This window comes from Modestobacter lacusdianchii (assembly GCF_054177765.1).
Genome location: NZ_JBJJTJ010000049.1, coordinates 1 through 14,181, shown reverse-complemented (window position 1 = coordinate 14,181; position 14,181 = coordinate 1). Strand labels below are relative to the sequence as shown.

Annotated in this window: 14 protein-coding genes; 9 read left to right on the top strand and 5 right to left on the bottom strand. The window is 75.3% G+C overall.

Translation table 11 applies throughout. From position 1 onward, the window contains the following. Positions 1–189: 189 nt before the first annotated feature. Entirely contained in the window at positions 190–1,809 is a 1,620-nt protein-coding gene (locus ACJTNH_RS20295; RefSeq protein ID WP_458179005.1) for an ABC-F family ATP-binding cassette domain-containing protein, read from the bottom strand. A 244-nt stretch (positions 1,810–2,053) separates the two neighbouring features. Between ACJTNH_RS20295 and ACJTNH_RS20290 the strand changes: the two genes are divergently transcribed. Both ACJTNH_RS20290 and ACJTNH_RS20285 read left to right on the top strand, forming a co-directional pair. Then, a complete protein-coding gene (locus ACJTNH_RS20290) occupies positions 2,054–3,103 on the top strand; it encodes a winged helix DNA-binding domain-containing protein (protein ID WP_458179003.1) in 1,050 nt (349 codons plus the stop codon). 36 nt (positions 3,104–3,139) lie between these two features. Then, positions 3,140–4,111 (top strand): aldo/keto reductase, encoded by a 972-nt coding sequence (locus ACJTNH_RS20285; RefSeq protein WP_458179001.1) that lies wholly within the window; start codon positions 3,140–3,142, stop codon positions 4,109–4,111. A 39-nt stretch (positions 4,112–4,150) separates the two neighbouring features. Here the strand turns inward: ACJTNH_RS20285 and ACJTNH_RS20280 are convergent, their stop codons facing one another. Further along, positions 4,151–5,134: an ABC transporter substrate-binding protein gene (locus tag ACJTNH_RS20280; RefSeq protein WP_458178999.1), complete on the bottom strand. Its 984-nt coding sequence runs from the start codon at positions 5,132–5,134 to the stop codon at positions 4,151–4,153. 107 nt (positions 5,135–5,241) lie between these two features. Here ACJTNH_RS20280 and ACJTNH_RS20275 point away from each other — a divergent pair, with 107 nt between their 5' ends. Next, a complete protein-coding gene (locus ACJTNH_RS20275; protein WP_458178997.1) occupies positions 5,242–6,789 on the top strand; it encodes an FUSC family protein in 1,548 nt (515 codons plus the stop codon). 43 nt (positions 6,790–6,832) lie between these two features. Here ACJTNH_RS20275 and ACJTNH_RS20270 read toward each other — a convergent pair whose 3' ends face one another. Next, positions 6,833–7,771: an SDR family NAD(P)-dependent oxidoreductase gene (locus ACJTNH_RS20270; protein WP_458178995.1), complete on the bottom strand. Its 939-nt coding sequence runs from the start codon at positions 7,769–7,771 to the stop codon at positions 6,833–6,835. Then, positions 7,675–8,121: a nitroreductase family deazaflavin-dependent oxidoreductase gene (locus tag ACJTNH_RS20265; protein ID WP_458178993.1), complete on the bottom strand. Its 447-nt coding sequence runs from the start codon at positions 8,119–8,121 to the stop codon at positions 7,675–7,677. The genes ACJTNH_RS20270 and ACJTNH_RS20265 overlap by 97 nt, the downstream gene beginning before the upstream one ends. Positions 8,122–8,435: 314 nt before the next feature. On the opposite strand from ACJTNH_RS20265, the gene ACJTNH_RS20260 reads away from it, so the two are divergent. Genes ACJTNH_RS20260 through ACJTNH_RS20250 form a run of 3 tightly spaced genes read left to right on the top strand, consistent with a single transcriptional unit; the run spans position 8,436 to position 10,719 of the window. Next, the gene (locus tag ACJTNH_RS20260; RefSeq protein ID WP_458178991.1) at positions 8,436–9,086 is read left to right on the top strand and encodes an SIMPL domain-containing protein; all 651 of its coding nucleotides are present in this window, start codon (positions 8,436–8,438) and stop codon (positions 9,084–9,086) included. Continuing rightward, on the top strand, positions 9,083–10,012 hold the full coding sequence (gene ypfJ, locus ACJTNH_RS20255; RefSeq protein ID WP_458178989.1) for a KPN_02809 family neutral zinc metallopeptidase: 930 nt from the start codon (positions 9,083–9,085) through the stop codon (positions 10,010–10,012). Before ACJTNH_RS20260 ends, ypfJ begins: the two co-directional genes overlap by 4 nt. Before the next feature lie 41 nt (positions 10,013–10,053). Further along, positions 10,054–10,719, top strand: coding sequence for an NADPH-dependent F420 reductase (locus ACJTNH_RS20250; RefSeq protein ID WP_458178987.1), 666 nt, complete (start codon positions 10,054–10,056; stop codon positions 10,717–10,719). A gap of 18 nt (positions 10,720–10,737) precedes the next feature. Here ACJTNH_RS20250 and ACJTNH_RS20245 read toward each other — a convergent pair whose 3' ends face one another. Beyond that, entirely contained in the window at positions 10,738–11,601 is an 864-nt protein-coding gene (locus ACJTNH_RS20245) for a siderophore-interacting protein (protein ID WP_458178985.1), read from the bottom strand. A 372-nt stretch (positions 11,602–11,973) separates the two neighbouring features. On the opposite strand from ACJTNH_RS20245, the gene ACJTNH_RS20240 reads away from it, so the two are divergent. From ACJTNH_RS20240 to ACJTNH_RS20230, 3 genes are read left to right on the top strand one after another with little or no spacing between them, the layout of a single operon-like run. Beyond that, positions 11,974–12,792 (top strand): hypothetical protein, encoded by an 819-nt coding sequence (locus tag ACJTNH_RS20240; RefSeq protein WP_458178983.1) that lies wholly within the window; start codon positions 11,974–11,976, stop codon positions 12,790–12,792. Further along, a complete protein-coding gene (locus tag ACJTNH_RS20235; protein WP_458178981.1) occupies positions 12,789–13,400 on the top strand; it encodes a phage holin family protein in 612 nt (203 codons plus the stop codon). The genes ACJTNH_RS20240 and ACJTNH_RS20235 overlap by 4 nt, the downstream gene beginning before the upstream one ends. Positions 13,401–13,418: 18 nt before the next feature. Next, a complete protein-coding gene (locus tag ACJTNH_RS20230; RefSeq protein ID WP_458178979.1) occupies positions 13,419–14,051 on the top strand; it encodes a DUF3618 domain-containing protein in 633 nt (210 codons plus the stop codon). Positions 14,052–14,181: the final 130 nt, after the last annotated feature.

Below are 14,181 nucleotides of genomic sequence, written 5' to 3'. Positions count from 1 at the left end.
TGAACTCAACGGCCGCCCACGCAAAACCCTCGGCTGGGACACCCCAGCCGAAGCCATGGCCAAGCTACTGTCGACGGCCCACGACGACGGTGTTGCGTCCACCCCGTGAATTCACCTGACCTGATCAACGGCTGTCCCCCCGCACCAACGCTGGTGCGGGGGGACAGCCGTTGGTGCGGGGGGACGGCGTCAGCGGGCGCGCTGGACCCGCGCCTCGTCGAAGACCGGCTCCGGGGTCTCGCGCACCCGGCCGTCGGAGCCGAACACCAGGAACCGGTCGAAGGTGCGGGCGAACCAGCGGTCGTGGGTCACCGTGATCACCGTGCCGTCGAAGGCACCGATCGCGGCCTCGAGCGACTCGGCGCTGAGCACGTCGAGGTTGTCGGTGGGCTCGTCGAGCAGCAGCAGGGTCGCCCCGGAGAGCTCCAGCAGCAGCACCTGGAAGCGGGCCTGCTGCCCACCGGACAGCGACCGGAACAGCTGGTCGCCGGAAGGGGCCAGCCCGTAACGGCGCAGCGTGGCCATCGCCCGGCCGCGGTCGACGCCGGGGCGCTCGCCGTCGCCGCGCCACAGGAGGTCGACCAGGGTCTCGTCCAGCCACTCGGGGTGGGCGTGGGTCTGGGCGAAGAACCCGGGGACGACGCGCGCCCCGAGCCGCCAGCCGCCGGTGTGCGCGACGTCCTGGCCGGCCAGCAGCCGCAGGAAGTGCGACTTGCCAGCACCGTTGGAGCCCAGCACCGCGACCCGGTCGCCGTACTCGATCTCCACGTCGAAGGGCTTCATCAGGCCGGTGAGCTCCAGCTGCTCGGCCATCACCACCCGGACGCCGGTGCGCCCGCCACGCAGCCGCATCTGCACCTGCTGCTCCGGGGGCGGCAGCGGCGGGGCGCCGGCCGCCTCGTACTTGGCCAGCCGGGTCTGCATCGCGTGGTAGGTCGACGTCATCGCCGGGGAGTTCTTGGCCTGCTGCTGCAGCGTGCGCACCAGGTCGATCAGCCGCTCGTGCTCCTCGTCCCAGCGTCTGCGCAGCTCGGCCATCCGCTCGTGGCGGGCAGCGCGGGCGGACGGGTAGCCGGCCCAGTCGCCGACGTGCGTCCACGCCGTTCCACCCTCGACGGTGACCACCCGGTCGGCGACCCGGGCGAGGAGCTCCCGGTCGTGGCTGACGAACAGGACGGTCTTGCGGGTCTCCAGCAGCCGCTCCTCCAGCCAGCGCTTGCCCGGTACGTCGAGGTAGTTGTCCGGCTCGTCGAGCAGCAGCACCTGGTCGGGGCCGCGCAGCAGGCACTCCAGCGCCAGCCGCTTCTGCTCTCCGCCGGAGAGGCTGTTCAGCTCCCGGTACTTGCAGTTCTCGTACGGCACACCGAGGGCGGCGACGGTGACGGTGTCCCAGGTGACCTCGACGTCGTAGCCGCCCACGTCGCCCCAGGTGGCCAGCGCGTTCGCGTAGGCCATCTGGGTGGGCTCGTCGTCGTCCTCCATCATCGCCAGCTCAGCGGCCTCGACGGCGTGCCAGGCGGCGCGGACGGCGGGCGGGGCGAGGTCGACGAGGAAGCGCTGCACGGTGGTGTCGTCGCGGACCGACCCGATGAACTGGCGCATCACTCCCAGCCCGCCCACGAGCGCGACCGAGCCCGCGTCGGGCGTCAGGTCACCGCTGATGATCCGCAGCATCGTGGTCTTGCCCGCGCCGTTCTCCCCGACCAGCGCGGCGATCGCCCCCTCACCGACCCGGAAGGCCACGTCGTCGAGCAGCACCCGCCCGTCCGGCAGCGTGAACCGGACACCGGTGACGTCGAGGTAGCCCATGCCGCCATCCTCCTGGGTCGGGCAACCGGCTTCCCCGGCGCACCCGGCCGCGCCCGGGCGGTGCGGCCCTCAGAGCACCGAGCCCAGCAGCACCGCCCCGGCGGCCAGCAGCATCGCGGCGACGATGACGCCGGCGACGATCCGCTGACGACGCCGTCCGTCCGGACCGAGGTTGCCCATCCCCATCATGCGGCGACGGTACTGCTGCACCCGTTCCGTCGGACCCGGCTGCCAGGGTGGCCGCATGAGCGAGCTGTCGTTGCTGCGGATGGCCGCGCAACGGTTGACCGGGCCGCGGTGCGCCACCCCGGCGGAGGCGGTCCGGTGGCTGACCGCCGCGCAGGGGCAGGACCTGCCGGGTGCCCTGCTGTCGGTGGCGCTGCGCACCACCGACGGCTCCCCCGCCGGGGTCACCGCCGCGCTGGACGCCGGTGAGGTGGTGCGCTCCTGGCCGATGCGCGGCACCCTGCACCTGACCGCCGCCGAGGACCTGCCCTGGCTGCTGGGGCTGCTCGGTCCCCGGGCGCTGGCCGGCGCGGCCGGTCGCCGCGCGCACCTGGAGCTGACCGAGGCCGACGTCGAGCGGGCGCGCGAGGTGGCCGTCGCCGCGCTGGCCGGCGGACGGCGGCTGGGCCGGGCGGAGCTGCTGGCGGAGCTGGCCACGCACGGCGTGCCGACCAGCGGGCAGCGCGGCTACCACGTGCTCTGGTACCTGTCCCAGACCGGCACCCTGGTGCTCGGCCCGACCGCCGGGGGCGACCAGCAGTTCGTGCTGCTGGACGAGTGGGTCCCCGAGGCGCGGCGGCCGGAGCGTGCGGAGGCGCTCGGCGAGCTCGCGCTGCGGTACTTCCGCGGGCACGGGCCGGCGACGGTCAAGGACCTGGTGCGCTGGGCCGGCTGCACGGTGGGCGACGTCAAGGCCGGCCTGTCACTGGTCCGGCCGCAGCTGGAGGCGCTCACGGTCGACGGCGTGGAGCACCTGATGGACCCGCAGACCCCCGCCCGGCTGGCCGCGGCCCGCGCCGAGGCCGAGGGCGTGCACCTGCTCCCGGGCTTCGACGAGCTGGTGCTCGGCTACGCCGACCGCAGCTGCACGGTGCCGGCCGAGCACGCGCAGCGGATCGTGCCGGGCAGCAACGGGGTCTTCCGGCCCACGGTGGTGCTCGGCGGCACCGTCGTCGGGGTCTGGCGCACCGGCCGGACGACGGCCCGGGCGCTGGAGCTCGAGCCGTTCACCGAGCTGCCGGCCGAGGTCGTCGGAGCGGTGGAACGGCAGCACGCCGCGCTCCCCTGAGGTTGCTTCGGGCAACGTACGGGGAAGGAAGGCGTCATGGAGTACACGCGTCTGGGCACCACCGGCCTGCAGGTCTCCCGGATCTGCCTCGGGATGATGAGCTTCGGCGACCCCGCCCGCGGCGGGCACCCGTGGAGCCTGCCCGAGGAGCAGAGCCGGGAGCTGATCAAGCAGGCGGTCGAGGCCGGCATCACCTTCTTCGACACCGCCAACGTCTACTCGGTCGGTTCCAGCGAGGAGATCACCGGCCGGGCCGTTCGCGACTTCGCCGACCGGGACGACGTCGTCCTGGCCACCAAGGTGCACGGCCGGATGCGCCCGGGGCCCAACGGCGCCGGGTTGTCCCGCACGGCGATCATCCGCGAGCTGGAGGCCAGCCTCACCCGGCTGGGCACCGACCACGTCGACCTCTACCAGATCCACCGCTGGGATCCGGCCACCCCGATCGAGGAGACGCTGGAGGCGCTGGACTCGCTCGTGCGATCGGGCAAGGTGCGCTACCTGGGCGCCAGCAGCATGTGGGCCTGGCAGTTCAGCAAGGCCCTGCACCTGGCCGGTGAGCACGGCTGGCACCGGTTCGTCTCCATGCAGGACCACTACAACCTGCTCAACCGCGAGGAGGAGCGGGAGATGCTCCCGCTCTGCGCCGACGAGGGCATCGGCGTGATCCCGTGGAGCCCGCTGGCCCGGGGCCGGCTCACCCGCGACTGGGACGAGACGACGAGCCGCTCGGAGACCGACGAGTTCGGCAAGAAGCTGTACAACGACGCCGACCGGGTGATCGTCGAGCGGGTGGCCGAGGTCGCGCAGGCGCGCGGGGTGTCGCGGGCGCAGGTCGCGCTGGCCTGGGTGCTGAGCCGGCCGGTGGTCACCGCACCGATCGTCGGGGTCACGAAGGCCGGGCACCTGGACGACGCGGTGGCCGCCGTCGACCTGCAGCTGACCGCCGAGGAGGTCGCCCGGCTCGAGGAGCCCTACACCCCGCACGAGGTCGTCGGCTTCTCCTGAGCCGACCGGGTGGGCCCGGCACCAGCCGGGCCCACCCGGTCAGGCCCGCTGCTCGGCGACCTCGGTCAGGTCGTCGAGGACCAGCCCGGCGCCCAGCGGCCCGATGGCCAGGAACCACCGGTCGTCCTCGACCGGCACGGCGTCGCCGCGCTGGACCGCGGGCAGCGACTGCCACAGCCCCCCGGAGGTCAGCCCGGCCAGCTCGGACTCGCCCTCGGCCCCGTAGGCGGCGTAGAAGAGCAGGTCGCCCTCGGCCTGGGTGATCTCCTCCGGGCCGACCTCGACGAACGTCTCGTCGGTCCGCTGGACCTCCGGGCGGGCCAGGCCGGCGTCGGCCAGCACGGTGCCGATGAACGACCCCTCCCCGTACAGCCGGGCCGACCCGGTGCCCACGAACCGCACGATGCTGACCTCCAGCGCCGCCGGGTCGCCGAACAGCGCCCCCACCTCGGCCGCCCGCGCCCGGTACTCGGTGAGCAGCTCCGCGCCCTCGTCCTGGCGGCCGAGCGCCTCGGCGTACACCGGGAAGTTCTGCTTCCACGTCTCGCCCACGCCCTCCCCCATCACCGTGGGGGCGATCGCCTGCAGCTGGTCGTACAGCTCGGTGTGCCGTGCGGTGTTGGACAGGATGAGGTCCGGGTCGAGTGCGGCGATCGCCTCCAGGTCCGGCTCACCGATGGTGCCGACCTCGGCGATCTCGGCCGGGTCGGCGCCGCCCTCCTCGAGGTAGCCGGGCAGGCCGGAGCTGACGTCGGTGCGCACCGCCCCGACCGGGGTGACCCCCAGGGCGAGCACGGTGTCCAGCTCACCGGTGTCCAGCACGACGACCCGCTCGGGGACGCCCTCGACCTCGGTCTCCCCCAGCGCGTGCACCACGGTGCGGGTCTCCGCGGCGGAGGGGTCCGCCACCGCGGCCGGCTCCGATCCGCCGCACCCGGCCAGGGTCAGCCCCGCGGCCAGGGCCAGTCCTCCGGCGAGGGCCCTGCCCCCGACCACCGACCGGTGTGCACGTCGTCCTGCCATGTCGCCCCATCCCATCCCAGCCAAGTGAGGGCAGCCTAACCAAACTCGCGTTCCGCATGAGGGTGGGTCCGGCGACAGCCCGGGCCGCGCACGCGACGATGGGGTCCGTGTCCGGCACCCCCTCCCCGCTGCGCCGGGTGGCCCCGCACGTCCTCGGGCCACGGCTGCCGCCGTTGGCGGAGCTGTGGTCGATGAACCGGCGGCGGGCACTGTCGGCCGGCTTCAGCGTCGCCGCCCCGCTGATCGTCGGGCTGGCCCTCGGCGAGCCGGGCATCGGCTCGGCCGCCGCACTGGGCGGGTTCACCGCCGTCTACGGGCACTCGATGCCCTACCGGCGCCGGGCCGGGGTCGCCGCCGGGGTCGGCGCGGCGGTCGTCGCCGCGATCGGCCTCGGCGGGCTCACCGGCGGGCACCCGTTGCTGCTCGTGCTCACGCTCGGCGCGGTCGCCACCGCCGCGACCGCGGCGACGGCGGTCTGGCGGATCGGCCCGCCCGGGGCCCTGCCGCCGGTGCTGGTGGCCGGCAGCGCCAGCGCGCTGGGGTCGGCGCCGGACGTCGTCGGCCAGCACGTCGCGGCGGCCGCCGGTGCGGCGGTGCTCAGCTGGGCGGTGGTCATGCTGCCCTGGCTGTGGGACCCGGCCGGCCCGGAACGGCGGGCACTGCAGGCCGCCGACGCCGCGGTGCGCGGCGCCGAGGAGGGCGCCCTGCGCACCACCCGCCCGGGCGCGATCGCCCGGGCGGTGTGGGCGGCCGAGACCGCGGTGGCCGCGGGCAGCCGCCGGCGACCGTCGCTGCGGCCGCAGCTGACCGGCGTGGAGGCCCGGTTCTCCCGGGCCCTGCCCGCGATCGACGCCACCGCCGAGGACCCCGGGCCCCTGCCACCGCACCGTCCGGCGCGGCGCCGGACGCCGCTGTGGGTCACCACCGCGGCACGGACCGGTCTCGGCGTCGCCGCGGCCGGCCTGGTCGCCGTGCTCGCCGGGCTGCCCAGCCCCTGGTGGGCCGCGACCGCGGCGGTCGCCGTGCTGCTCGGCACGGACCCCCGGCAGGCCCGCGCCCGCGCCCTGCACCGGGTGACCGGGACGCTGGTGGGCACCGTCCTCGCCGGGGCCGTGTTCGCCGTCGACCCGCCGACCGCCGTCACGGTGGGCCTGGTCGGGCTGCTGCTGATCGGCGTGGAGCTGTTCATCGCCCACCAGTACGTCGTCGCCGTCGCCTGCCTGACGCCGGTGTCGCTGCTGCTGGTCCACCTGGGGCTGCCCGATCTCCCGGGGAGCGCGCTGATCGCGGCGCGGATCGAGGAGACCGTGGTGGGCATCGCCGTGGCCCTGGCCGCCGGGCTGCTCCTCTTCCCCCGTGCCGGGAGCCGCCGCCTGCCGGCCGCCGTCGCCGGGACCGCCGAGCAGGCCGTGACCGCCGCCCGGGCAGCGCCGGGCTCACCGGCCGACCGAGCGCTGCACCACGCGCTCATCGAGCTGAACGAGGTGGCCACCGCCGCCCGGGCGGAGCTGTTCCCGACGCCGCGGGCCGACGCCTGGCGCCAGCGCTCGCGCCAGGTCGGCGACCTGGGCTGGGCGTTGCTGGGCGCCCGCGCCCGGTCCGACGGCGATCTCGCCGACGCGGTCGCCGCCCGCGTCCTCGCCGAGCTGGCCTGAGGTCCGGGCGAGCCGGACCGAGCGCGGGCCGGGCCCACCCGGGTCAGCCCGGCAGGCCGACCAGTCGGGCGGACAGCTCCCACAGCTCACCGGCCCGCACGTCGTCCCGGGCCGAGAGTGCGGTCCACGTGGGCGAGCGGTCGGCGTGGTGCCGCCCGTTGCGCCAGCCCCCGTCGGCCGTGGCCAGCCAGACCAGGGTGTCCGCCCCCTGGGCCGGGGTGCGCATGAAGGCGGTGAGCGGCGTCCGGAACGCCAGGCCGGTGACCCCGCCGGACGCCGCCCCGAACGACGTGGCGACCGCGCCCGGGTCGAAGCAGGTGGCGGTGACCTCCGGCGCCCACCGGCGGGCGAGCTCGCGGGTGAACAGCACGTTGCACCACTTGGCCCGGGCGTAGACCCGGGTGGCGACGTACGGGCCGGTGCCGTCGAGCAGGTGGCCGCGCCGCGACCCGCCGACCCAGTGCATGAACGACGAGGTGGTCACCACCCGCGCGCGGGAGGCGCGCAGCTGCTCCTCGAGCAGCCGGGTGAGCAGGTAGGGCGCCAGGTGGTCGACCTGGAGGGTGCGCTCGTGCCCGTCGACGGTCAGCTCCCGCCGGGCGAACGAGGCACCGGCGTTGTGCACCAGCACGTCGACGCGGGGCAGCTCGGCCAGCTGGGTGGCCAGGCGCCGGACGTCGTCCAGCCGGGCCAGGTCGACCGTGTGCGACCGCGCGCCGGGCAGGTCGGCCGCGATCGCGGCGGTCTTCTCCGGCGACCGGCCGACCAGCACGACCCGGGCACCGCCGCGGTGCAACCGGCGGGCCGCCGCCGCACCGATGCCGTCACTGGCACCGGTGACGACGACGACCGGGCCGTCCCCGCTCAGCGCTCCGGCTCGAGCGCTCAGCGCCGGGGCTCGACCAGGACGACCGGGATCTGCCGGTCGGTCTTGCGCTGGTACTCGGCGTAGTCGGGGAAGGCGGCCACCGCGCGCTCCCACCAGACCGCCTTCTCCTCGCCGGTCACCTCGCGGGCCACGCCGTCCCAGACCCGGTCGCCGTCCTGGACGGTGACCTCGTCGGGGTGGGCAGTGACGTTGAAGTACCAGGTCGGGTGCTTCGGGGCCCCGCCCTGCGAGGCGACCATGGCGTAGACGCCGTCGTGCTCGACCTTCATCAGCGGGTCCTTGCGCACCTTGCCGCTCTTCGCGCCACGGGTGGTGAAGACGACGACCGGCTCGGTGCGGCCGGGCAGCGTGTTGCCCTCCCGACCACCGGTGCGCTCGTACACCTCCACCTGGTCGCGGACCCACTTCTCCGGACTCGGCTCGTACTCACCTTCCAGGGGCATGCCCCGACCCTAGGACGGCGACCGGCCGGGGGGCCTCCCCCCCCCCCCCGCCCCCGGGGGCGGGGGGGGGCGGGCCGCGGGCCCCTTCTCCCCGACCCCCTCACCCCACCGCCCCCAGCCACCCCCCCCCCCACGCCGCCGTCCACCCCCGCCCCCACCCCCCCCCCCCCCCCCCCCCCCCCCCCCCCCCCCCCCCCCCCGCCCCCCCCCCCCCCCCCCCCCCCCCGACCGCGGACGGCGCCGGGGTGCGGGTGCGGCCGGACGGCGGCAGAGTGCTCCCGGACCCGCTGACCCGACCGCCAGGAGCCACGCCCATGCACCCCGCGCCCGACAGCCCCCGCGTCGTCGTACGCGGTGAGGCGGTGGCCGAGGTGCTCCCCGACGCCGCCGACCTGGTGGTCACCGTGCAGGTGCGCGACCGCCGCCGCGAGCGGGCACTGGAGCTGCTGGCCGGGCGTCAGCAGGAGCTGACCGCGCTGCTCGACGCGCACCGGGCCGCGCTGGGCACCGTCTCCACCGACGCGGTCGCGGCCTTCCCCGAGACCGGGGACGGCGGCCGGATCAGCGGGTCGGTGGCGACCACCACCACCCGCGCGCGGATCGCCGACGTCGGGGCCGCCGGTGAGCTCGCCGTCTCCGTGGCCGGGCTGCCCGACGTCTCGGTGCACGGGCCGCACTGGCGGGTCAGCCGCGAGCACCCCGCGCACCAGCAGGTGCGCACCGCGGCGGTGCAGGACGCGATCGCCCGGGCCCGCGCCTACGCCGCCGCCCTCGGCGGCCGGCTGACCGGACTGGTGGAGGTCCGGGACGTCGGGGGCCGGGGCGGCGGCATGCTCATGGCGGCCTTCTCGTCACCCGGCAGCGCGCCGGCGCTGGAGCTGCAGCCCGCCCCCCAGGAGGTCACCGGCCAGGTGGAGGTCACGTTCACCATGTCGGTCCCGGACCAGGGGGTCTTCGCGCGATGAGGTTCCGGGAGAGCGGCCGGCTGGACACCTCCCAGGTGCAGGACCGGCGGGGCAGCGGGGGCCGGGGCGGCGGCCGGGGCCTGGCCGTCGGCGGGGGCGGGCTCGGCCTGGTCGGCCTGCTCGTCGTCGTCCTGGTGCAGGTGCTCGGCGGGGGCGGGGGCGGGGGCGGGGGCGGCACCGCCGGCCCGGCCGGCACGTTCGACGGCCTCAGCGGCGGCCAGACCGCCGACAACACCGAGCTGGCCGCGAACTGCCGCACCGGCGCGGACGCCAACGAGTCCGAGGAGTGCGCGGTCGTCGCCGTCATCGACTCCATCCAGGACCACTGGACCGCCACCCTCGGGGCCACCTACCGGCCGACGGACACCGTCTTCTTCACCGGCTCGGTGTCCACCGCCTGTGGCGGGGCGACCAGCGGGTCGGGGCCGTTCTACTGCCCGGCCGACGAGCTGGTCTACATCGACCTGAGCTTCTTCGACCAGCTCCGGACCCAGTTCGGCGCCGCGGGCGGCACGTTCGTCAACGCCTACGTGCTCGCCCACGAGTACGGCCACCACGTGCAGAACGTGCTGGGCATCAACCAGCAGGTCGACCCGCGCGAGAGCGGGCCGACCAGCGGCAGCGTGCGGCTCGAGCTGCAGGCCGACTGCTTCGCCGGCACCTGGGCCGACCACGCCGAGACGGTGCCCGACGAGTCGGGCGAACCGCTGATCACCGACATCACCGACGACGACGTCCGGCGCGCGCTGGACGCCGCCGGCCGGATCGGCGACGACTTCATCCAGGAGAACCTGGGCGGCGGCACCGTGGACCAGGACGCCTTCACCCACGGCTCGTCGGAGCAGCGGCAGCGCTGGTTCAGCACCGGCTACGCCACCGGCGACCCCGCGCAGTGCGACACCTTCGCCACCGACGACCTGGGCTGAGCCGGGGAAGCCCCGCTGCGCCCGCCGGGTTGTCGACCGGCATGACGACTCTCGGGATCATCGGCGCCGGCCACATCGGCACGGCGCTCGCCCAGGCAGCACTCGACACCGGCCACGACGTGGTGATCAGCAACTCCCGCGGCCCGGAGACGCTCACCGAGCTGGTGGCCGCGCTGGAGGCCAGGCCCGGACGCCGCGGTCAGGTGCGCGCCGACACCGCGGCCGGCGCGGCGGCCGCCGCCGACCTCGCCGTGGTCACCATCCCGCTGAAGGCGGTGCCCGACGTCCCCGTCGAGCCGTTGGCCGGCAAGGTCGTGATCGACACGAACAACTACTACCCCCAGCGGGACGGGCAGGTCGCCGAGCTGGACGAGGAGTCGACGACGACCGCCGAGCTGCTGCAGGCCCACCTGCCCACCTCCCGGGTGGTGAAGGCGTTCAACCACATCGGCGCCGCCGACATCACCGGCGACGCCGCACCCGCCGGCACCCCGCACCGCCGCGCCCTGGCGGTGGCCGGTGACGACGCCACGGCCAAGCAGCAGGTGGTCGCGTTCATCGACGCGATCGGCTTCGACACCGTCGACCTCGGCCCGCTGGCCGAGGGCTGGCGGATCCAGCGGGACACCCCCGGCTACGGGGTCCGCCTGGACGCCGAGGGGCTGCGTGCGGCCACCGCGGCCGCGAAGCGCTACCGCGACATGTGACCCGGCGGGCGCTCGCGGTCAGCCGACCGCGAGCGCCTGCTCGGCGGCCTCGACCTCGGCGTTCCACTCCGGCTTCTCGGTCTGCCAGCGGTCCTCGGTGCGGCCCACCCGCCAGTAGCCGGAGATCGAGGTGAAGGCCGGGTCGAGCCCACGCTCGGTGCGCAGGTGCAAGCGGAGCTCCTTCACCAGCCCGGCCTCGCCGTGCACGAAGACGTGCCCGGTGCCGGCGGGCAGCTCCACCGCCTTGACCGCGGTCACCAGTGCGTCCCCGGGGGCGCCGCCGCCGCGGTGCACCCAGACCACCGAGACGCCCTCCCGGAGCACCAGGTCCGACTGCTGCTCCGCGGGGCCCTCGACCTCGACGAAGACCAGCGTCGGCACGCCGTCCGGCAGCCGCGGCAGCGCCGCACCGATGGCCGGCAGGGCGCTCTCGTCACCGGCCAGCAGGTGCCAGTCGGCGTCCGGGCTGGGCGTGTACGCACCGCCGGGGCCGAAGAACTGGATGCGGTCTCCGGGTGCGGCCTGCGCGGCCCACGGCCCGGCGAGGCCGGTGTCGCCGTGGTGCACGAAGTCGATCGTCAGCTCACCGGCGTCCGCGTCCCAGGAGCGCACGGTGTAGGTGCGCGTGACCGGCCAGAGCTCGGCGGGCAGCTCCGCGCGCAGCTGCTCCACGTCGAAGGGGGCGGAGTAGGTCGCGCCCGGCGGCGGGAAGAGCAGCTTCACGTAGTGGTCGGTGAACTCCCCGGCCGGGAAGCCCGCCAGCCCCTCGCCGCCCAGCACGACGCGGATCATGTGCGGGGTCACCCGGGAGGTGCGCACCACCTCACCGACCCGCGCGACCCGGGGGCGCCGACCGCCCCCACCTCTCGTCGGACTGCTCACGACGACGACCTCCTCGACCGAGTCAGGGAAGGCTTGCCTTCCTCCTGCCGGGCGAGCCTACGCGGCACGGCTGTGCGGATCCGGACACCGAAACGAGACCCGGCAATTCCGTAGATCGTCGTTTGCATCCGTCGGAGTGAGGGGTACAAGCCCACCAACGGAACGGCGCCCCACCGAGACCACGGTGGGCCCCCCGGAGCGTCACGTCATGGGCACCTCGGTGCCCGCACGTCGTCCCGTCACCTGGCATGCCCATCCGGCCTCATCGGTCGGTCATCGGGCGCGCCCGGTGAGGGCCGACCCGGGCACGGACGCCCAGCACGTGCACTCACCAGCACTCTCCGGACAGCCTACGCACGACGAGGAGGAACGATGACTCACTCCATCGACACCCCGACGCAGTCCCCGCCCAGTGGCGCGTCCGCTCCGTCCGGCAGCCCGTCCACCTCGGACGTCGCCAAGGACGAGGCCCGCAACGTGGGCCAGACCGCCGGCCAGGCCGGCTCGCAGGTCGCCTCGACCGCTGCCGACCAGGCGAAGCAGGTCACGCAGGAGACCAAGCGGCAGGCGCAGGACATGGTGGCCCAGGGCCGCTCGCAGCTGCAGGAGCAGGCCCGCAACGGCCAGCAGAAGGCCGGCCAGGGCCTGACCGAGATCGCCCAGCAGCTCCGCATCATGGTCGACGGCAGCGACCAGACGCCGTCCGGCCCCGCCGCCGACCTGGTCCGCCAGGCCGGGGACAAGGTCGAGCAGCTCGCCGGCTGGATCTCCGACCGCGAGCCGGGCGACCTGGTCAACGAGGTCCGCTCCTTCGCGCGCCGCAAGCCCGGCGTGTTCCTGCTCGGTGCCGCCATCGCGGGTGTCGCCGCCGGCCGGCTGACCACCGGCGTCGTCGCCTCGCACAAGGACCAGGGCAACTCGGGCACCGGCCAGCAGGCCGCCGGCCCGTACGCCGGGACGAACTACGTGTCCGAGACCGCCACCCCCGGGTACGCGGCCACCGGCTACGAGACCACCGGTTACGAGACCACCGGCACGGTGGGCTACGCGACCACCGGCACCACCGGTTCGGTCCCGCCGCCGCCGTACGGCACGGTCCCGCCGGCCGACACCACCGGGATCGCCGACACCACCGGCACCACCTCCGGTTGGGACGACCCGGCGCGCACCCGCGGCGGGGGCCAGCAGTGAGCCACCCGAGCGGGGTCGGCGGCTCCGGCGCGCAGCCCTACGGCGAGCCCGGCACCGGGTACGCCCAGGGCAGCACGACCGGCTACGCCCCGCCGCCCACCACCGAGCAGTACGAGCACGGGAACGCCGCCTACGGCAACACCGCGCAGCCGATGACCGACGAGGGGCACCCGGACGTCGAGGGCACCTCGGTCGGCACGCTGATCGGTGAGGTCACCCGCGACCTGTCGACGCTGATGCGCCAGGAGGTCGAGCTGGCCAAGGCCGAGCTGCGGGCCGAGGCGAACAAGGCGACCGCCGAGGTCAAGGAGCAGGCGAGCACGGCAGGCAAGGGCGCCGGGATGCTCGGCGGCGCCGGTTTCGCCGGCTACATGGTCGCGCTGTTCCTGAGCCTGGCCCTCATGTGGGCGCTGGCGAGCGCGATCCCGACCGGCTGGGCCGCCCTCATCGTGGCCGTCGTCTGGGGCATCGTCGCCGCGGTCCTCTACGCGTCGGGCCGCAAGGCGCTCAAGCAGGTCGACTTCTCGAAGCTCAAGCAGGTCAACCCCAAGCCCGAGCAGACCGTGGAGACCCTCCAGCAGGTCCCCAGCGCTCTCAAGCCCCACTGACCCGGAACGGAGACCGACATGACCAGCAGTGACCCGGACGTCATCCGGCGCCAGATCGAGGACACCCGCGCCAACCTCAGCTACGAGGTCGACGCCCTCAACGAGAAGGTCAACCCCACGCGCGTGGTGGACCGCCGCGTCGGCAAGGCCAAGAGCGGTGTGAGCGGGCTGAGGGACAAGGTCTTCGGCGCCGCGCACGACACCCGTGACCAGGTCAGCCAGCACGCTTCACACGCCCAGGGCAGCGCCCAGGGCGCCGCGCAGAACGCCATGGGCGCGGTGCAGCAGGCCCCCGAGACGATCCAGCGGCAGGCGCAGGGCAACCCCCTCGCCGCCGGGCTGATCGCCTTCGGTGTCGGCTGGCTGGTGTCCTCGCTCCTGCCGACCAGCGAGAAGGAGAAGCAGCTCGCCGCGCAGGCCGAGTCCGCGGTCAAGGACCACTCCCAGCCGCTGGTCGACCAGGCCAAGAACGTGGCGCAGGAGATCGGCGACAACCTCAAGCCGATGGCGCAGGACGCGGTGGAGCAGGTCAAGGCCACCGCCCAGGACGGCGTCGAGACGGTGAAGTCCGAGGGCCAGAACGCGGCCCAGGAGGTCCAGGGCCAGGCCCAGGAGTCCCGCCAGACGGTCCAGGGGCACGCCTCCTCCTGACCGACCGCAACACCCCGTCGGGGGGGGGGGGGGGGGGGGGGGGGGGGGGGGGGGGGGGGGGGGGGGGGGGGGGGGGGGGGGGGGGGGGGGGGGGGGGGGGGGGGGGGGGGGGGGGGGGGGGGGGGGGGGG

Excerpts from the sequence above, each read along its gene's own strand:
- ACJTNH_RS20265 (WP_458178993.1), bottom strand. The coding sequence starts at position 8,121 with ATGCCCCTGGAAGGTGAGTACGAGCCGAGTCCGGAGAAGTGGGTCCGC.
- ypfJ (WP_458178989.1), top strand. The coding sequence starts at position 9,083 with ATGAGGTTCCGGGAGAGCGGCCGGCTGGACACCTCCCAGGTGCAGGAC.
- ACJTNH_RS20295 (WP_458179005.1), bottom strand. The coding sequence starts at position 1,809 with ATGGGCTACCTCGACGTCACCGGTGTCCGGTTCACGCTGCCGGACGGG.
- ACJTNH_RS20285 (WP_458179001.1), top strand. The coding sequence starts at position 3,140 with ATGGAGTACACGCGTCTGGGCACCACCGGCCTGCAGGTCTCCCGGATC.
- ACJTNH_RS20240 (WP_458178983.1), top strand. The coding sequence starts at position 11,974 with ATGACTCACTCCATCGACACCCCGACGCAGTCCCCGCCCAGTGGCGCG.
- ACJTNH_RS20250 (WP_458178987.1), top strand. The coding sequence starts at position 10,054 with ATGACGACTCTCGGGATCATCGGCGCCGGCCACATCGGCACGGCGCTC.
- ACJTNH_RS20290 (WP_458179003.1), top strand. The coding sequence starts at position 2,054 with ATGAGCGAGCTGTCGTTGCTGCGGATGGCCGCGCAACGGTTGACCGGG.
- ACJTNH_RS20260 (WP_458178991.1), top strand. The coding sequence starts at position 8,436 with ATGCACCCCGCGCCCGACAGCCCCCGCGTCGTCGTACGCGGTGAGGCG.
- ACJTNH_RS20280 (WP_458178999.1), bottom strand. The coding sequence starts at position 5,134 with ATGGCAGGACGACGTGCACACCGGTCGGTGGTCGGGGGCAGGGCCCTC.
- ACJTNH_RS20230 (WP_458178979.1), top strand. The coding sequence starts at position 13,419 with ATGACCAGCAGTGACCCGGACGTCATCCGGCGCCAGATCGAGGACACC.